General features: G+C 71.6%; 22 protein-coding genes. 5 read left to right on the top strand and 17 right to left on the bottom strand.

Features of this window, described 5'->3' with window-relative positions; all coding sequences use genetic code 11:
- The first annotated feature begins 46 nt into the window (after positions 1-46).
- The 4 genes from ACZ61C_RS16835 to ACZ61C_RS16820 are packed head-to-tail and all read left to right on the top strand — an operon-like array spanning position 47 to position 2,077.
- Positions 47-646, top strand: coding sequence for an Rv1733c family protein (locus ACZ61C_RS16835; RefSeq protein WP_465307555.1), 600 nt, complete (start codon positions 47-49; stop codon positions 644-646).
- A 56-nt stretch (positions 647-702) separates the two neighbouring features.
- Positions 703-1,044, top strand: coding sequence for an ArsR/SmtB family transcription factor (locus tag ACZ61C_RS16830; RefSeq protein WP_465307553.1), 342 nt, complete (start codon positions 703-705; stop codon positions 1,042-1,044).
- 2 nt (positions 1,045-1,046) lie between these two features.
- On the top strand, positions 1,047-1,514 hold the full coding sequence (locus ACZ61C_RS16825) for an SRPBCC family protein (RefSeq protein WP_465307551.1): 468 nt from the start codon (positions 1,047-1,049) through the stop codon (positions 1,512-1,514).
- Complete coding sequence (locus ACZ61C_RS16820; RefSeq protein ID WP_465307549.1) at positions 1,511-2,077, top strand: dihydrofolate reductase family protein; 567 nt, start codon at positions 1,511-1,513, stop codon at positions 2,075-2,077. Before ACZ61C_RS16825 ends, ACZ61C_RS16820 begins: the two co-directional genes overlap by 4 nt.
- Here the strand turns inward: ACZ61C_RS16820 and ACZ61C_RS16815 are convergent.
- The 12 genes from ACZ61C_RS16815 to ACZ61C_RS16760 all read right to left on the bottom strand — a co-directional run bounded on the left by ACZ61C_RS16815 (position 2,059) and on the right by ACZ61C_RS16760 (position 10,279).
- Positions 2,059-2,313 carry a Smr/MutS family protein gene (locus tag ACZ61C_RS16815; RefSeq protein WP_003092780.1) on the bottom strand — a complete coding sequence of 85 codons (255 nt, stop codon included), beginning with the start codon at positions 2,311-2,313 and terminating at the stop codon, positions 2,059-2,061. The genes ACZ61C_RS16820 and ACZ61C_RS16815 overlap by 19 nt on opposite strands.
- Complete coding sequence (locus ACZ61C_RS16810) at positions 2,310-2,459, bottom strand: hypothetical protein (protein ID WP_465307546.1); 150 nt, start codon at positions 2,457-2,459, stop codon at positions 2,310-2,312. The genes ACZ61C_RS16815 and ACZ61C_RS16810 overlap by 4 nt, the downstream gene beginning before the upstream one ends.
- The gene (locus tag ACZ61C_RS16805) at positions 2,456-3,523 is read right to left on the bottom strand and encodes an MBL fold metallo-hydrolase (protein WP_465307544.1); all 1,068 of its coding nucleotides are present in this window, start codon (positions 3,521-3,523) and stop codon (positions 2,456-2,458) included. The genes ACZ61C_RS16810 and ACZ61C_RS16805 overlap by 4 nt, the downstream gene beginning before the upstream one ends.
- A 26-nt stretch (positions 3,524-3,549) precedes the next feature.
- Positions 3,550-4,566 (bottom strand): fatty acid desaturase family protein, encoded by a 1,017-nt coding sequence (locus ACZ61C_RS16800; RefSeq protein ID WP_465307542.1) that lies wholly within the window; start codon positions 4,564-4,566, stop codon positions 3,550-3,552.
- 98 nt (positions 4,567-4,664) lie between these two features.
- Entirely contained in the window at positions 4,665-7,037 is a 2,373-nt protein-coding gene (locus tag ACZ61C_RS16795) for an ATP-binding cassette domain-containing protein (RefSeq protein ID WP_465307540.1), read from the bottom strand.
- Entirely contained in the window at positions 7,034-7,291 is a 258-nt protein-coding gene (locus tag ACZ61C_RS16790; RefSeq protein ID WP_465307538.1) for an AraC family transcriptional regulator, read from the bottom strand. The genes ACZ61C_RS16795 and ACZ61C_RS16790 overlap by 4 nt, the downstream gene beginning before the upstream one ends.
- Positions 7,282-7,581, bottom strand: a complete 300-nt coding sequence (locus ACZ61C_RS16785; protein WP_465307536.1) for a hypothetical protein — start codon at positions 7,579-7,581, stop codon at positions 7,282-7,284. The genes ACZ61C_RS16790 and ACZ61C_RS16785 overlap by 10 nt, the downstream gene beginning before the upstream one ends.
- Positions 7,582-7,632: 51 nt before the next feature.
- Entirely contained in the window at positions 7,633-8,043 is a 411-nt protein-coding gene (locus ACZ61C_RS16780) for a VOC family protein (RefSeq protein ID WP_465307534.1), read from the bottom strand.
- Positions 8,044-8,053: 10 nt separating this feature from the next.
- Entirely contained in the window at positions 8,054-8,497 is a 444-nt protein-coding gene (locus ACZ61C_RS16775) for a helix-turn-helix transcriptional regulator (protein ID WP_465307532.1), read from the bottom strand.
- A gap of 27 nt (positions 8,498-8,524) precedes the next feature.
- Positions 8,525-8,854 (bottom strand): YciI family protein, encoded by a 330-nt coding sequence (locus tag ACZ61C_RS16770; RefSeq protein WP_465307530.1) that lies wholly within the window; start codon positions 8,852-8,854, stop codon positions 8,525-8,527.
- 30 nt (positions 8,855-8,884) lie between these two features.
- Positions 8,885-9,079 carry a dihydrofolate reductase family protein gene (locus ACZ61C_RS16765; RefSeq protein WP_465307528.1) on the bottom strand — a complete coding sequence of 65 codons (195 nt, stop codon included), beginning with the start codon at positions 9,077-9,079 and terminating at the stop codon, positions 8,885-8,887.
- A 315-nt stretch (positions 9,080-9,394) separates the two neighbouring features.
- Positions 9,395-10,279: a LysR family transcriptional regulator gene (locus ACZ61C_RS16760; RefSeq protein WP_465307526.1), complete on the bottom strand. Its 885-nt coding sequence runs from the start codon at positions 10,277-10,279 to the stop codon at positions 9,395-9,397.
- 117 nt (positions 10,280-10,396) lie between these two features.
- On the opposite strand from ACZ61C_RS16760, the gene ACZ61C_RS16755 reads away from it, so the two are divergent.
- Positions 10,397-11,803 carry an MFS transporter gene (locus ACZ61C_RS16755; protein ID WP_465308260.1) on the top strand — a complete coding sequence of 469 codons (1,407 nt, stop codon included), beginning with the start codon at positions 10,397-10,399 and terminating at the stop codon, positions 11,801-11,803.
- Between the two features lie 413 nt (positions 11,804-12,216).
- Here the strand turns inward: ACZ61C_RS16755 and ACZ61C_RS16750 are convergent, their stop codons facing one another.
- The 5 genes from ACZ61C_RS16750 to ACZ61C_RS16730 are packed head-to-tail and all read right to left on the bottom strand — an operon-like array spanning position 12,217 to position 15,859.
- Positions 12,217-13,656 (bottom strand): NAD(P)/FAD-dependent oxidoreductase, encoded by a 1,440-nt coding sequence (locus ACZ61C_RS16750; RefSeq protein ID WP_465307524.1) that lies wholly within the window; start codon positions 13,654-13,656, stop codon positions 12,217-12,219.
- Positions 13,649-13,879, bottom strand: a complete 231-nt coding sequence (locus ACZ61C_RS16745; RefSeq protein ID WP_013224408.1) for a ferredoxin — start codon at positions 13,877-13,879, stop codon at positions 13,649-13,651. Before ACZ61C_RS16745 ends, ACZ61C_RS16750 begins: the two co-directional genes overlap by 8 nt.
- A 1-nt stretch (position 13,880) precedes the next feature.
- Positions 13,881-14,498: a ferric reductase-like transmembrane domain-containing protein gene (locus ACZ61C_RS16740; RefSeq protein WP_465307521.1), complete on the bottom strand. Its 618-nt coding sequence runs from the start codon at positions 14,496-14,498 to the stop codon at positions 13,881-13,883.
- Positions 14,491-15,282, bottom strand: a complete 792-nt coding sequence (locus tag ACZ61C_RS16735) for a DUF4142 domain-containing protein (protein ID WP_465307519.1) — start codon at positions 15,280-15,282, stop codon at positions 14,491-14,493. Before ACZ61C_RS16735 ends, ACZ61C_RS16740 begins: the two co-directional genes overlap by 8 nt.
- A complete protein-coding gene (locus tag ACZ61C_RS16730; RefSeq protein ID WP_465307517.1) occupies positions 15,266-15,859 on the bottom strand; it encodes a hypothetical protein in 594 nt (197 codons plus the stop codon). The genes ACZ61C_RS16735 and ACZ61C_RS16730 overlap by 17 nt, the downstream gene beginning before the upstream one ends.
- Between the last annotated feature and the right edge of the window lie 7 nt (positions 15,860-15,866).

Below are 15,866 nucleotides of genomic sequence, written 5' to 3'. Positions count from 1 at the left end.
GCACACTGTTACCGAGATGACGTGTTCCCGGGGAGGAGTGTCGCGCATGCGTGGGCCCAGCGGACGGATCGCCCGGTTCCGGCGCCGGGTGCACCCCGGCCGCAACCCTCTGACCAGGCTCGGAGACCGCGTCGAGGCGGCCCTGCTGATGCTGGTGTTCGCCGGCGCGCTGCTGGCCCTGCCGTTCGCGGCCGCCTTCGGCTCCGACACCTACGCCTCGCAGACCGCCCGGGCCGAGCAGGAACGCACCACGCGGCACCCGGCGACGGCGGTTTCGCTCGTCGCGGCCCCCACCCAGACCTACAGCACCGACGGCGCCGGCGCCCCGGCCGACCAGACGACGGTCCAGGCCGCCTGGTTCGACGCGCGCGGCGCCCGCCACACCGGTGACGTCCTGGCCGACGCGGGCAGCCCCGCGGGCACCCACCTCTCGGTGTGGCTGGACCAGCGCGGGCAGCTGACGACCGAGCCGCTCTCGCCGTCGACCTCGGCGGCCGACGGCGTCTTCGCGGCGATCCTGCTCTGGGTCGCGGTCACGGGCGCGCTCGCCGGCCTCTACGGGACCGCCCGCCTCGTCGTGAGCCGCCTGCACTCGGTGGCGTGGGACCGCGCCTGGTCCGAAGCGCGCCACGACAGCCGGTTCTGACCCTTTCCCCTCCCGGCTCTTGCCGCGGGTATCGGGCACGGCTAACGTACAACCACATGGTTGTACTTCAGGAAGAGAGTGAGGAGTCGCTCAACCAGCTCTTCCGCGCCCTGGCCGACGGCACGCGCCGCGACATCCTCGCGCGGTCGATCACGGAAACGCCGTCGGTGTCCGAACTCGCCGCGCGGTACGAAATGAGCTTCGCCGCCGTGCAGAAGCACGTCGCCGTGCTCGAACGCGCGGGCCTGGTCCGAAAACGGGCCACCGGCCGCGAACAACGGGTTTCGACCAGCCGCGAGCGGCTGCAGCGGGCCCGGGAACTGCTGGACTCCTTCGAAGCCCTTTGGCGTCACCGCGTGGCGCGGCTCGACGACATGTTCTCACCGAAAGAAGAATGACGATGCCCGTCACCTCGGTCACCCAGGACCCCGAAAACCTCAGTTTCACGCTCGTCGCCGACTTCCCGGTCCCGAAACAGCGTCTCTGGGAAGCGCTTTCCGACCCGCGTCAGCTGGAACGCTTCTGGGGCCCGCCGTTCGCGCCCGCCACCTTCACCCACCACGACTTCCGGCCCGGCGGCCGCGCCGAGTACTTCCTGTCCGGGCCGGACGGCGAGAAGTGGACCGGCTCGTGGAAGTTCACCGCGGTGGACCCCATCGACTCGTTCGAAGCCGACGACGGAGACGGCGACGAAGACGGCCCGGCCGCGATGAAGTTCGTCTTCGAGACCACGGAAACGGGGTCGCGCATGACCAGCGTGACCCGGTTCGCGAGCCTCGATGCCCTGGAAAAGACGTTCCCCGGCGTGGAGCAGGGACTCCGTGCCGCCCTGCCGCAGCTCGACGCGCTCCTGGAGGAGACGGCATGAGAACCCTCAAGATCATCGAACACATCTCGCTCGACGGCGTGATCCAGCATTCCGCCGACGAGAACGGGTTCGCCCACACCAACTGGACGGCGCCGTACCGGACGGCCGAGGGCGGGGCCCAGGTGATGGCCGCGCACGGCGACGAGTTCGACCTGCTGCTCGGCCGGCGCACCTACGACATGTGGACGACCATGTGGGGCAAGGCGCCGAGCAACCCGATCGGCGACCGCATCAAGGCGGCGAAGAAGTACGTCGCCACCCACCGGCCGGAAAGCCTCGAGTGGGGCCCGGCCGAGGGGGTCGGGCCGGACTTCGTCGAGGGCGTCCGCCGCATCAAGGCGCAGGACGGCCCCGGGCTGGTCGTCTCGGGCAGCTCGACGGTGACGACCAAGCTGCTCGAACACGAGCTCGCGGACGAGGTGGTGCTGATCGTCTACCCGGTGCTGCTGGGCGCGGGCAAGCGGCTGTTCGCCGAAGACGCCCCGCTGCGCTCGTTCGAGCTGTCCGGTTCGACGGCGTTCCCGTCCGGCGTCCTCATGACCACCTACTTCCAGCGGAAGTGAACGAACACCCGGCCGAAGTTGTCCTTGTCCTTCTCGACGCGGTGGTAGAGCGCCTTGACGTCCTTGCGCTCGAGGAACCGCAGGACGTGCTTCTTCAGCTGGCCGGAGCCCTTGCCGGGAATGATCTCGACGAGCGGCGCCTTCTTGGCGACCGCTTCGTCGATGATCGCCCGGAGGGCCCGGTCGATCTCGCCGCCGCGGTTGTAGATGTCGTGGAGGTCCAGCTTCAGCTTCACGCGCGCTCCAGTTCTCGCCGGGCCGCCGGTTCCCCGCCCGCCGGTTGCAGCACAGCGTCCGGGTCGGTGAGCACCGTGCGGACCAGTGCCGGCTCGCCGGCGTCGGCGGCGAACTCGAGCAGGAGACGCTCGTGCTCGCCGGTCACAGGGCCTGCCACCAGCCGTCGACCGCTGGGGGTGCCGAGATGTCGATGCGCTCGCCCGGGCGGGGGATCGCCAGCGGGAGGTCCGCCGCCTTGGCTTCACGCCACACGCGGTCCGCCGGCTCTCCCCACGGGTGCATGGCCAGCTGGAACGTCGCCCAGTGGACCGGGATCAGCAGCTTCGCCCGGACGTCGATGCCCGCCGCGACGCCCTCTTCCGGCGTCATGTGGATGTCCGGCCAGTGGGGGGCGTACGCGCCGATCTGGACCAGGGCGACGTCGAACGGCCCGTGGGCCTCGCCGATCTTCGCGAAGCCGTCGAAGTAGCCGGTGTCGCCGGTGTAGAACACGCGGTGGGCCGGGCCCAGCAGCGCCCACGACGTCCACAGCGTGTGGTCGTTCGTGATGCCGCGGCCGGAGAAGTGCTGGGCCGGCGTCGAGACGAACCGGACACCCGCGACCGTCGCCTCCTCGTGCCAGTCCAGCTCGATGATCCGGGCGGCCGGCACGTGCCAGCGTTCCAGGTGCGCGCCGACGCCGAGCGGGACCAGGAACGGCGCTTCGGTGTCGGCGACCAGCGTCCGGATCGTCGCCAGGTCCAGGTGGTCGTAGTGGTCGTGCGAGATGACCACCGCGTCGATCCGGCCGAGTCCGGACAGCGGCACCGGCGGCTCGTGCAGCCGCCGCGGGCCGGTGAACGCCGCGGGGGACACCCGGTCGCTCCACACCGGGTCGAGCAGCACGCGGGCGCCGTCCAGCTCCACCAGCGCCGTCGCGTGGCCGTGCCAGGTGACGTGCAGGCCCTCGGCCGCCTCGACCGGCGCTGCCTGCACCAGCGGCACCGCGCCGGCCGGTTTGCGCAGCTCGCGGTGCTCGCCGAAGAACATCTCGCGGAAGATGGTGCCGATCGACGCGGCCGTCATCGGGTGGCGCGGGGCCGCGTTGCGGAACACCTTGCCGTCGAACTGGGGTGACCGGCGGACCCGCTCGGCCCGCGCCCCGGCCGCCCTCGCGCCGAACGCCGCCGGCAGGTCCCGGATCCCCCGCGCCGCGACTGTTTTTTTCATGACTCGGTCTTCCTCATGCCCCGAGTCTACGAACGGTTCCTGAGAGGCGCCCCAGCTTCATGCAGGTGGGTGAGCGCCTGCCGGTACGACTCGACGAGGCTCGTCTCCAGGTACGGGATGCCGAGCTCGGCGCAGTAGTCCCGGACGATCGGCTGCGCCCGCCGCAGGTGCGGCGACGGCATGCTCGGGAACAGGTGGTGCTCGATCTGGTAGTTGAGGCCGCCGAGCGCGACGTCGGTGACGAGCCCGCCGCGGACGTTGCGCGAGGTCAGCACCTGCTTGCGGAGGAAGTCCAGCTCGGGGCGCCCGGTCAGCGTCGGCATGCCCTTGTGGTTGGGCGCGAAGATCGATCCCATGTAGACACCCCACAGTCCTTGGTGGACGGCGAAGAACAGCAGCGCCATGCCGGGGGACAGCACGGTGACCAACGCGCTGAAGTAGACGACGAAGTGCGTCGCGAGCAACGCGGCTTCGAGCCCGCGGCGGCGCAGGCCCGGCTTGCGGACCGCGCGGACGCCGGACCAGTGCAGGTTCAGCCCTTCGAGCGTCAGCAGCGGGAAGAACAGGAAGGCCTGGTGCCGCCCGATGAACCGGGGCACGCCGCGGCTGGCGCGGGCCTGGTCCTTCGACCACACCAGGATGTCCGGGTCGACGTCCGGGTCGAGCTCCTCGTGGTTCGGGTTGGCGTGGTGGCGGGTGTGCTTGTCCATCCACCAGCCGTAGCTCATCCCGATACCGAGGTTGCCGGCGAGCATCCCGGCGATCTCGGTGGGCCGGCGGCGCCGGAACACCTGCTTGTGCGCGAGGTCGTGGGACAGCAGCGCGATCTGCCCGAACATGACGGCCTGGAACGCGGCGACGGCCAACTGCCACCACGAGTTCCCGAGGAAGGCGAAAGCGACCCAGCCGGCGGCGAACAGCCCGGTCACGACGGCGATCCGGGCGGTGTAGTAACCGGGACGGCGCTGCATCAGGCCGGCGGCGGAGACGCGCTGGCTCAGCCGGGCGAAGTCGCTGCCGGTGCTGATCTCTGTAGTGGTCACACCCCCGAGTCTTCGGCGTGGGCGGCCGCCGCGGAATCCTGCGCGCCCGAGGCACTTTGCGGGGGCCAGCCCTACCGTCCCCGCTGGTATGGAGCGGCTCAGCCGACGTACTCCGCGAGGTGCCGCCCGGTCAGGGTCTTCTTCCGCGCCTTCACCAGCTGCGCCGGGGTGCCCTCGAAGACCACCCGGCCGCCGTCGTGGCCCGCGCCCGGGCCGAGGTCGATGATCCAGTCCGCGTGGGCCATCACCGCCTGGTGGTGCTCGATCACGATCACCGACTTGCCCGACTCCACGAGCCGGTCGAGCAGGCCCAGCAGCTGCTCGACGTCGGCCAGGTGCAGGCCGGCCGTCGGCTCGTCGAGGACGTACACCCCGCCCTTCTCCGCCATCCGCGTGGCCAGCTTGATCCGCTGGCGTTCGCCGCCGGACAAGGTCGTGAGCGGCTGGCCGAGCGTCAGGTAACCGAGTCCGACGTCGGCCAGGTGCGTCAGGATCTTGTGCGCCGCCGGGGTTTGCGCGTCACCCGCGCCGAAGAACTCCTCGGCCTCGGTCACCGACATCGCGAGCACCTCGCTGATGTCGCGGCCGCCGAAGGTGTACTCCAGCACCTCGGCCGAGAACCGCTTGCCGTCGCACACCTCGCACGGGTTGGCCGTGCCGGCCATGATCCCGAGGTCGGTGTAGACGACGCCGGCGCCGTTGCAGTTGGGGCACGCGCCTTCGGAGTTCGCGCTGAACAGGGCCGGCTTCACGCCGTTGGCCTTGGCGAACGCCTTGCGGATCGGCTCCAGGAGACCGGTGTAGGTCGCCGGGTTGCTCCGGCGCGAGCCGCGGATCCCCGTCTGGTCGACCGCCACCACGCCCTCGCGGCCGGCCACCGAGCCGTGGATCAGCGAGCTCTTGCCCGAGCCCGCCACACCGGTCACGACCACCAGCACCCCGAGCGGGATGTCGACGTCGACGTCCTGCAGGTTGTGCGTCGACGCGCCGCGCACCTCCAGCACCCCCGACCGCTCCCGCACGGACTCCTTCAGCGACGCGCGGTCGTCCAAGTGCCGGCCGGTCAGCGTCTTGCTCTTGCGCAGACCGTCCACAGTGCCCTCGAAGACGACCTCGCCGCCCTTCGACCCGGCGTGCGGGCCGAGGTCGACGACGTGGTCGGCGATCGCGATCGCCTCGGGCTTGTGCTCGACGACCAGCACCGTGTTGCCCTTGTCGCGCAGCTGCAGCAGCAGGTCGTTCATGCGCTGGATGTCGTGCGGGTGCAGGCCGATCGTCGGCTCGTCGAAGACGTAGGTGACGTCGGTCAGCGACGACCCGAGGTGGCGGATCATCTTGGTGCGCTGGGCTTCCCCGCCCGAGAGCGTCCCGGATGGACGGTCGAGCGAGAGGTACCCCAGCCCGATCTCGACGAACGAGTCGAGGGTGCGCTTCAGCGCGTCCAGCAGCGGCGCGACCGACGGCTCGGCCAGCTTCCCCACCCAGCCGGCCAGGTCGCTGATCTGCATCGCGCAGACGTCGGCGATGCTGATCCCGTCGATCTTCGACGACCGGGCCTCTTCGGACAGCCGCGTCCCGTCGCAGTCCGGGCACGTCGTGAACGTGACAGCCCGCTCGACGAACGCGCGGATGTGCGGCTGCATCGCGTCGACGTCCTTGGCCAGGAAGGACTTCTGGATCGCCGGCACCAGCCCCGAGTACGTCAGGTTGATGCCCTCGACCTTGATCTTGGTCGGCTCCTTGTAGACCAGGTCGTTGAACTGCTTCTTCGTGTACTTCTTGATCGGCTTGTCCGGGTCGAAGAAGCCGGAGCCGCGGAAGATGCGGCCGTACCAGCCCTCCATGCTGTAGCCGGGGATGGTGATCGCGCCCTCGTTGAGCGACTTCTCCTCGTCGAACAGCGCGGTCAGGTCGATGTCGTTGACCTTGCCGCGGCCCTCGCAGCGCGGGCACATGCCGCCGGTAATGCTGAAGCTGCGGCGCTCCTTGATCTGCCGCCCGGCCTTCTCGATGGTGACCGCGCCGGCGCCGCTGATCGACGCGACGTTGAACGAAAACGCCTGCGGCGAGCCGATGTGCGGCTGCCCGAGCCGGCTGAACAGGATGCGCAGCATCGCGTTGGCGTCGGTCGCGGTGCCGACCGTCGAGTGCGAGTTGGCGCCCATCCGCTCCTGGTCGACGATGATCGCGGTGGTGATCCCGTCGAGCACGTCGACGTCGGGCCGGGCCAGCGTCGGCATGAACCCCTGCACGAAGGTGCTGTAGGTCTCGTTGATCAGCCGCTGCGACTCCGCGGCGATCGTGCTGAACACCAGCGAGCTCTTGCCGGACCCGGAGACCCCGGTGAACACCGTCAGCCGCCGCTTCGGCAGCTCGACGCTCACGTCCTTGAGGTTGTTCACGCGCGCGCCGTGGACGCGGATCAGGTCGTGGCTGTCGGCGCGGTGGGCCGCGGGCTTTCTCGTGGTCATCGTGTCTCCAGGACTCGTTCGGCGGTCGGCGTGCGGAGCGCCCGGGCGGCCCGCTGGTAGGCGTGCGGGGACTGCCCGTAGGCGTCCCGGAAGCGGCGGAGGAGGTCCCCGGTCGTCATGTCCACGCCGGCGGCGAGCGCCTCGACGTCGAGGGTCTGCTCGCGGTCGATGCGGTCGATGCGGTCGCGCACCCGGCGCAGCAGCGTCAGCTCGGCGATGTGCCGCCGGGCGGCGGCGGACAGGCTCAGGCACATGATCGGTCTCCCAACGGTGGACGGCCGAGCACCGCCCGCGCGGCGATCGGGAGCAGCAAGAGCGTGCGGACCCCGGTCAGCTCGACCAGGGGCGCGGCGACGGTGGAGCACAGCGCCCACCGGCCGGTGATCGCGGCGAGGAGGGGCCGCTGCGGCAGGTTCCGCAGCTGGTCGACCAGGGTCGCCGGCCGCCGCGCGGCGACCGGGCGCCGGCGCAGGATCCGCCGGCCGGAGGCCCTCGGCTCGCGCGGCCCACCCCGTGGTGTTCCGGCCGAGCAGGCCGTTGTCACCCGGCAGCAGACCGGCCACCCGCCGGACGTGGCGGTGGGACGGGACCTCGGTCAGCGCAGCTCCTGGATGCGGAGCAGGTTGCCGGCGGGGTCGCGGAAGGAGCAGTCGCGGACGCCGTAGGGCTGGTCGACCGGCTCCTGGACGACCTCGGCGTTGCCCGCTTCGAGCTTCGCGAAGAGGGCGTCGAGGTCCTTGGTCGCCAGGTTGATCGAGGCGTAGGTGCCCTTGGCCATCATCTCGGCGATCATGCGGCGCTCTTCGTCGGTCAGGCCGGGCGTCGCGGACGCCGGCGACAGCACGATCGCCGTGTCGGGCTGGTTCGGCGGGCCGACCGTGATCCAGTTCATCTCGCCGTACTTGACGTTCTGGCGGACCTCGAAGCCGAGCAGGTCGCGGTAGAAGGCCAGGGAGGCCTCCGCGTCGGTGTGCGGGAGGAAGCTCGCGTGAATGGTGACGTCCATGGCCGTCACCCTAGGTGGCCGCCGAAGGCCGCGCTTCTCGATTCCTGATCGGTCTGGTGACCTGTTTGGCCACGCACGGCGGCATGCCCACGGTGGCCTCGGCCCGCTGCTCCTTGTAGACGCTCGGCGGCATGCCCACCAGCTCGGCGAACCGCGTGCTGAAGGTGCCCAGCGACGAGAAGCCGACGGTGAAGCAGACCTCCGTGACGCTCAGCTCGCCCGTGCGCAGCAGCGCCATCGCGCGCTCGATCCGCCGTGTCATGAGGTACGAATACGGTGACTCCCCGTAGGCGCGGCGGAACTGCCGGCTGAGGTGCCCGCCGGACATGTTGACCCCGCGCGCGAGGGCCTCGACGTCGAGCGGCTGGGCGTACTCCCGGTCGATCCGGTCGCGGACGCGCCGCAGCAGCGCGAGGTCACGCAGGTACTGCGCCGTGGCGGCGGTGCTGGTCACGCCCCGATCCTGCCACAGCGGACGCGCTCACCCGGGCGAGAACGGCCGCAGTTCGACCTTCCGGTCGCAGGCCTTGGACGCTTCGGTGGCGAGCTCGAGCGCCACCGAAGCGTCGGGGACCTCCCAGACCCAGACGCCGGCCAGGTACTCCTTCGACTCCACGAAGGGCCCGTCGCTGACCACGACCGCCCCGCCCCGGTTGTCGACGACCGTCGCCGCGGTGGTGTCCGCGAGCCCGCCCGCGAACACCCAGTAGCCGTCGGCGACCAGGCGTTCGTTGAACGCGCTGATGGCGGGCTCCCGGTCCGTGCGGCCGGGGTCGGTCTTGTCGTCGATCACGGAAACCAGGTACCGCATCCGGAAGTCAGCTCCTCGGCGTCGGGAATGTCAGACCGTTGCATACCGCGGGCGACCGGCCGGCCGGAAGACCTGGGTCGTCACGCCCTTCGTGTCGGTCCGCGATTCGACGAGGTCGAGCGCGAGGTCCGGGCCGGCGTCCGGGAACAGCCGCGCGCCCTGGCCGAGCACCACCGGGACCACGAGCAGGGTCAGCTCGTCGACCAGGTCGTTTCCGGCAGCCACCGGGTGAGCGTGCCGCTGCCGTACACCTGCCAGACCGATCGGGTGGTGCGCACCTCCTCGACGGCGCCGAGGACGGGCCAACAGCTCGTAGGTCCGCCGTCCGAAGAGGAACGCCTCGGCGCGCTGGTGCCCATCCGGCCAAAGCAAGCCGGACCTTCGAGCGGCAAGCAACTGTTCCCGCAGAAGTTGCCGTGGCTGTGGCCGGTCCCTCGCCTTCGCGCCGCCCCTCGTGGGTGGCTTCACTCCGGCTACGAACTCCGCGGCCGCGATTCGACACGTCCCCGGAAATTTCTTCGAAGATCTTTCCGAGGAGGCTCAGCGGAGGGCGTCACGGATGGTTTCGCGCAGCCAGCGCTGGGCCGGGTCGGCGTCGAGACGGGCGTGCCAGCACAGGCGAACGGCCATCTCCGGCAGCGGCGCCGGCACCCGGAACCAGCGCAGACCCAGCGCCGGCCCGTGCTGCTCGGCCAGCCGCTGCGGCACGAGCCCGACGTAGGGGCTCGAGGCCACCAGCAGCATGGCCACGGCGGACGTCGGCACCACCGCCGCCACGTGCCGCGACAGGCCCGCCGCCTCGAGCGCGTCGTCCAGCGGGCCCCGGGCGCGGCCGCGGCGGGACGCCGACACGTGCGGGTGCCGGCACAGCTGCGCCAGCGTCGGGCGCCGGCCCAGGGGGCTGTCCTCCCGGACCAGGCCGACCAGGCGTTCGGTGTACAGCACGGTGGTGCGGATGTCGGGCGCCGTGACGTCGCCGGCGCCGATGTCCAGGTCGACCGAGCCGTCACGCAGGGCTTCGGTGCTTTCGCTGCCTTCGGCGACAAAACGCAGGGTCACGCCGGGAGCGGCCGCCGCCGCGGCTTCGACCGCCGCTGTCGCCAGCGTGGCCGCCACGCCGTCGTTGATGCGGATCGTGAAGGTGCGGTCGAGGTCGGCCAACGAGAAGTCAGTGGTGACCAAGGCGGCTGCCTCGTCCAGCAGCGACCGCACCCGCGGGGCCGTGCGGAGCGCGAACGGCGTCGGCGCCATCCCGCGCCCCGCGCGCACCAGGATCGGGTCGCCCATCGCGCGCCGCAGCCGGCCCAGCGCGCGGCTGGCCGCCGGGATCGACAGGTGGAGGCGCTCGGCCGCCGCCGTGACGCTCCCTTCCCGCAAGAGCGCGTCGAACACCCGCAGGAGGTTCAGGTCGAGCTGGTCCGCCATGGTTGCATCCTACGCAAACAGTTGTTGCCGAAGTTGCGTGGCACGTCGCCCCCGGTCGTCCCTACCGTCGGGTGCATGGTCCTCAAGCACCGGGAAACCACCGGACTGCTCACCGTCATGTGCGCCTGCGTCGTGCTCGTCGTCGGGATGGTCGCGGCGATCAACCTCGCCGTCCCGATGCTGGCCGCGAGCGCCCTCCACCCGTCCGCGTCCGCGCTGGTCTGGATCGTCGACACCTACGTGATCGTGTTCGCCTGCCTGGTGATCCCCGGCGGCGCCGCGGGGGACCGGTTCGGCCGAAAGGGTGTCCTGCTGGCCGGGCTCGTGCTGTTCGCGGCGGGCGCGCTCGGCTCCGCGCTGGCGCCGGACGTCGTCGTGCTGCTCGCCGGCCGCGCGCTCACCGGCGTCGGCGCCGCCGCGGTGCTGCCCAACTCGCTCGCCGTGCTGCTGCACGCCGTGCCGGCTGAGCGCAAACCCGCGACGATCGCCGTCTGGGCGTCGATGACCGGCATCGGCGGGGTGGCCGGCAACGTCGGCGGCGGCCTGGTCCTCACGGCGGGTTCCTGGCGCTGGCTCTTCGCCGCCGCCGTGCCGCTCGCGCTCGCCGCGGCCGCGCTGGTGGCCCGGACCGCGCCGGTGTCCGCCCGCCACGACCGCCGGCTCGACCCGCTCGCCGCGGTGCTGCTCGTCGGCGCGTCGGTCGCGCTGCTGGTCGGGATCGTCCAGGGTCCGGAGGCGGGCTGGGCGAGCGCGCTCGTGGTGACCGGGTTCGCCGGCGCCGCCGTGCTCTTCACCGCCTGGGTGCTCGTCGAGCTGAGGGCCGGGCACCCGCTGCTGGACCCCCGGCTGTTCCGGATCGCGGGCCTGCGCAGCGCCTGCCTCGGGCTGACGGCGATCTTCTTCGGCATGTTCGCGCTGTTCTACGTCAACGCGTCGTTCCTGCAGTACGCCAAGGGGTTCGGCGTGCTGGGGACCGGGCTCGGGATCATCCCGCTGACCGTCCCGATCATCCTCGGCGGCCGCCACGTCGGGCTGCTTACCCGGCGTGCCGGCCTCGACGCGACCATCGCGCTCGCGTTCGTCTTCGTCGGCGGTGGCCTGCTCGGACTGTCCACAAGCGACGCGCAGACGCCGTACGCCGGTTACGCGGCTTGGCTCGTGGTGACCGGGATCGGGGTGACGCTGGCCCTGCCGACGCTGTCCGGGGTCATCGCGGGCGCACTGCCGCCGGCGCAGGCGGGCGTCGGCACCGGCCTGCAGGCCACCACCCGGGAGTTCGGCAGCGCGCTCGGGGTCGCCGTGATCGCCACGGTGATGACCGCGAAGTTCGCCGACGCGCTTCCGCCGGAAGCACGCGGCGCGCACACGGTGGCGGAAGCGCTGGACAGGACGAGCCACGCGGCCGACGTCGTCGCGGCCTTCACCGCGGGAGCGGACGCCGGGCTGCGGGTGGTCGGCGTGGCTGTGCTCGTCCTCGGCGCGCTGGTCGTGGGGGAAGCGCGGGTCGCAAGGCGGACGAGGTGAAGGCCGTCCCGAGGGTTCCCGTTCCCTGGGGACGGCCTTCGCCGGTGCAACCCCGACCCCGACTTCCGACCGTGCCGATCCTTCCGGCGGCATACCCTTCCCCCGGAAGGGCCGGCACGGACGACGCACGCCCCGGCGGCAGGTTCACCGCCGTGACGCTCGACCCCGGACCCCCGCCCGGCGCGGCCGGAAGAAGGCCATCCCGGGGGTGTCGGGTTCCCTCGGGATGGCCCTCTCCTGGCCCGCCGGACGCTCGGCCTGTTCCGGTTGTCACCGGCACCGGACGCGAGGCGGGCAGGGGGGACGTTTGCCGTGTCACGTTGGGGACCGGTCACCACACCGCCCAGCCGCGGAGGGGGCGTGGTGACCGGCAAGGGACGGGGGCCGCCGCGCGCAGCCCCGCCCCGGCTCTGCTACCTCCCCATCGGGATGGCCATGGTGGGCGGCGCGGCCGCTCCGGGCTGGGCGGCGAACGCCGTGGTCGGCGGGGCCGCCAGCGCGGGGAACGCCGTCGTGGGGATGTTGTTGGCGAACTCGCTCTCGAACTCGCGCTCGAAGGCCTGCTGGTCGAAGCCGCTTTCGAACTCCGTCGGCACCTCGGCCGCCAGCGCGGCGAGCGCCGGCTCGACGACCGGGACCTCGGGGACCTCGGCGACCGGAGCGGGCTCCGGCTCGGGCACGTAGTCGGGCGCGGGCAGCCGCCGGTCGAGCTCGGCCATCCAGTCGAGCATCGCCCGCGGTTTGTCCCACGCCGAGACGCCGACGAGCCGGCCGTCGCGGATGAAGCCGGTGATGCCGTCGGCGAGCGTGACGGTGTCCTCGGCCAGCGACGGCATGCCGCACATCTGCAGCCGCGTGTCGTACAGCGTCGACCACGCCCGGGGGAGCGGGGTGAACGGCACGGCGCTGGAGTGGCCCATCAGCAGGTTGTCCGCCGCGTGCCGGGCCGACTCCACGGCGTTGATCCAGTGCTCGACGCGGCGCGGGGTCTCGTCGAAGCGCAGGTTCGGCCAGCGCGCGATGTCGCCGGCGATGACGACGTCGGACGCGCCCTCGGCGAACAGCTTCGAGTCGCAGAGCACGCCGTCGCTGATGTCGAGGCCGGAGCCGCGCATCCAGTCGACCGACGGGACACTGCCGATGGCGAGCACGACGACACTGGCGACCAGCAGCTGGTTGTTCGTCAGGTGCAGCCCGACGGTGTCCTTCGTGCTGATCCAGTGCCGCACTTCGCTCTTCATCGCGAGCTTCGCCCGGTGCTCGTGGTGCGCCTCGACGACGCCGCTCGAGACGCGGTCGCCGAAGCGGTGCAGCGGGGCCTTGGCGTGCCCGACGAGCGTGACGTCGCGGCCGATGTGCCGCATGCTCGCGGCGAACTCGTTGCCGATCAGGCCGGCGCCGATCACGACCGCCGGCTTCTTGCTGGCGTGCAGGCAGCGCCGCACGGCCATCGAGTCCTCGACCGTGCGCAGGATCCGCACGCGCGGGTCGTGCCGCGGCGACCCGGGCAGGTGCCGCGGGTAGACGCCGGTCGCGGCGATCAGGCCGTCGTACCAGAGGGACTCCCCGCCGGGCAGGTGCACGACCCGCTCGGTGGTGTCCAGGTGCGTGACGCGGGCGCCGAGGCGCCAGTGCACGTCGAGGTCCGGCAGGTAGTGCGAAAGGCCCACGTCGCTGGGCCGTTCGGTCCCCATCACGAGGGCCTTGGACACCATCGGGCGGTGGTAGGGGCGCCGGGCCTCGTCGCCGATGAGCACGATCTCACCGTCGAAGTTCTGTTCCCGCAGTCGTTCCGCGGCGCGCAACCCTGCGACACCCGCGCCGACGATGACGATCCGGTCGCCGTCAGCCATCGAGGTCCCCTCTCATCACGACCGCCTGCATCGGGCAGCAGCGGGCCGCCATCTTCGCCTGTTCGATCGTGGTTTCGTCCAGCAGCCGCGTGTGGAACCGCAGCCGGCCGTCCTGGCCGAGGTCGAACACGTCGGGCGCCTCCATGGCGCAGATGCCGTAGAGCTCGCACCGGTCGTTGTCGACGCTGATCCGGGGCCCGCCACCGGGCAAACGGAAGGGCATGTCAGGCCACCTGCTCTTCCACGAGCCCGATGCGTTCCAGGGTCCGGGCGGGCATGAACCGCAGCAGCGACACCGTGACCGCCGGGATGAGCAGCGTGATGCCGCCCAGCCACACGGTCGAGAGGTGGCCGTTGGCGATCGCGCCGAACCAGGCGTGCAGCGCCGTCAGCGCCACCGCCGGGTACGCGCACCGGTGCAGCCACAGCCAGCGGCGGTAGGAGGTGAACCGCTGCAGGCCGGCGGTGAAGCCGATGGCCAGCATGACCTCGAGACCGACGATGCCGAGGTTGTGCCGGGTCTCCTGGCCGGAGAGGAAGGGGACGAACAGGTACTGCAGGGTGTACGGCTGGATCGTCAGGTAGAAGAAGCCCAGCGCGTGGATGCCGCCGAAGATCAGCGTTCCGGTCGCGAGGACCATGTGCGTGCTGCGCAGCGCCTTGCGGCCGGTGACCGAGCGCACCCAGCCCGTGGCGGTGAGCACGCCCCAGGTGAGAGTCAGCATCATCGCCGCGTAGGACGCCCGGGCGGCGAACGCCGCAAGGCCGCGCGCCGCCGGGTCGGTCTTCGGCTGGAACTGCTGCGTGATCAGGATCGTCGCGTCGTGCCAGGTCTCAACCATGGGTGCCCCCGGCACGGACCGGGACCGGACGGGACGAGCCGCGGCCGCGGCGGTTGCCCTTGATCTGGCGCAGCACGTAGAACAGACCACCGCCGACCAGCAGGAACAACGCCGACACCACGGCGATCTGGGAGGTGTCGAGGCCCAGCTGGGCCCCGGCGGGCGCCGCGGTGGTGGACACACTGGGCTCGGGGAGCGCGGTGTAGTCGACCATCCCGGTGCTCTCGAGCATCGTCATGTGCCGCATCACGGCCTGGTTGCCGACGGTCGCGAAGGCGCGCACGTCGTCGTTGCGGGTGCCGGCGCGCAGCTGCGCCAGGACGGCGAAGACCTGGCCGTGCGCGGCGCGCAGCCGGTTGGCGAACACGCGGTCGAAGGCCGGACCGGGCGCCGCGTTCATCTCTTCGAGCAGCCAGCCGCGCTGCTCGTCGGACGGCTGGTCGGGGACCGGCGAGTTCAGCTTCGCCGACAGCGCGCGGGTCGCGACGTCGAGCCGGCCGTGGTCCATCATGATCGCGAAGCCGACCGCCTTGACCTGCGGGCTGCCCTTCTCCATGGCCATCATGCCGGAGGGCATCTCCCACAGACCGGCCTGGCGGACCTTGGTCAGCAGCACCGCGTCGGTGGGCGAGACCGCGGTGGTCTGGGCGGTCGAGGCCGAACCCGGCGCGAGCAGCGCCAGCACGGCGACGACCACGAACAGGATGCGGACCAGCGGCCGCGAGCGCTCCAGAGCGGACGGCGGGTCCAGCTCGAGCGTGGCGAACTCAGACGCCGAACGCATTTTGCCTCCACTCGTCCTGGGTCAGCGTGATCTTCTTGCCGTCCGGCGCGATCGGGTACCAGGCCTGGTCGGCGCCCTGGCCGGACGTGTCGGCCGGTTCGCTGTCGCCGGTGAAGTGGTACAGCGGCCAGCCGGCGAGGGTGACCTGCTGGGTGCCGTCGTCGCGGGTGATCTGGCCGATGAGGGACTGGTCGACGTCGATCGGCGCGGGACCGCCGGTCTTGACGGGGATCCACTTCGCGGCGCACGCGTCGTTGCAGTTGGACCGGGACGGGTCGGTCGTGTCCCGGTCGTAGCGGTAGATCGTGTACCCGGTCCCGTCGACGAGCATCAGGCCGAGGTCGAAGGTCTTGGCCGCGCGGAGCTGGCTCTTCGCCGGGTCGTTCGGGTTGGCGGTGATGGGCTGCGGCATCGCCAGGGTCAGCGGCGCCTGCATGCCGGGCATCTGCATGCCGGCCCCGCCACCTGCGGCGTAACCACCCGAGGTGGTCGCGGCGCCGGCGGTGCAGGCGGTGAGCAGAGCGAGTGCGGTGAGGCACACGGCGGCGGGGACCACCGTTCGGGGAATGCGGATCACTGCTCCT

The sequence above is a fragment of the Amycolatopsis sp. NPDC104587 genome, assembly GCF_055583645.1.
This window is presented reverse-complemented; position numbering and strand designations above follow the sequence as displayed.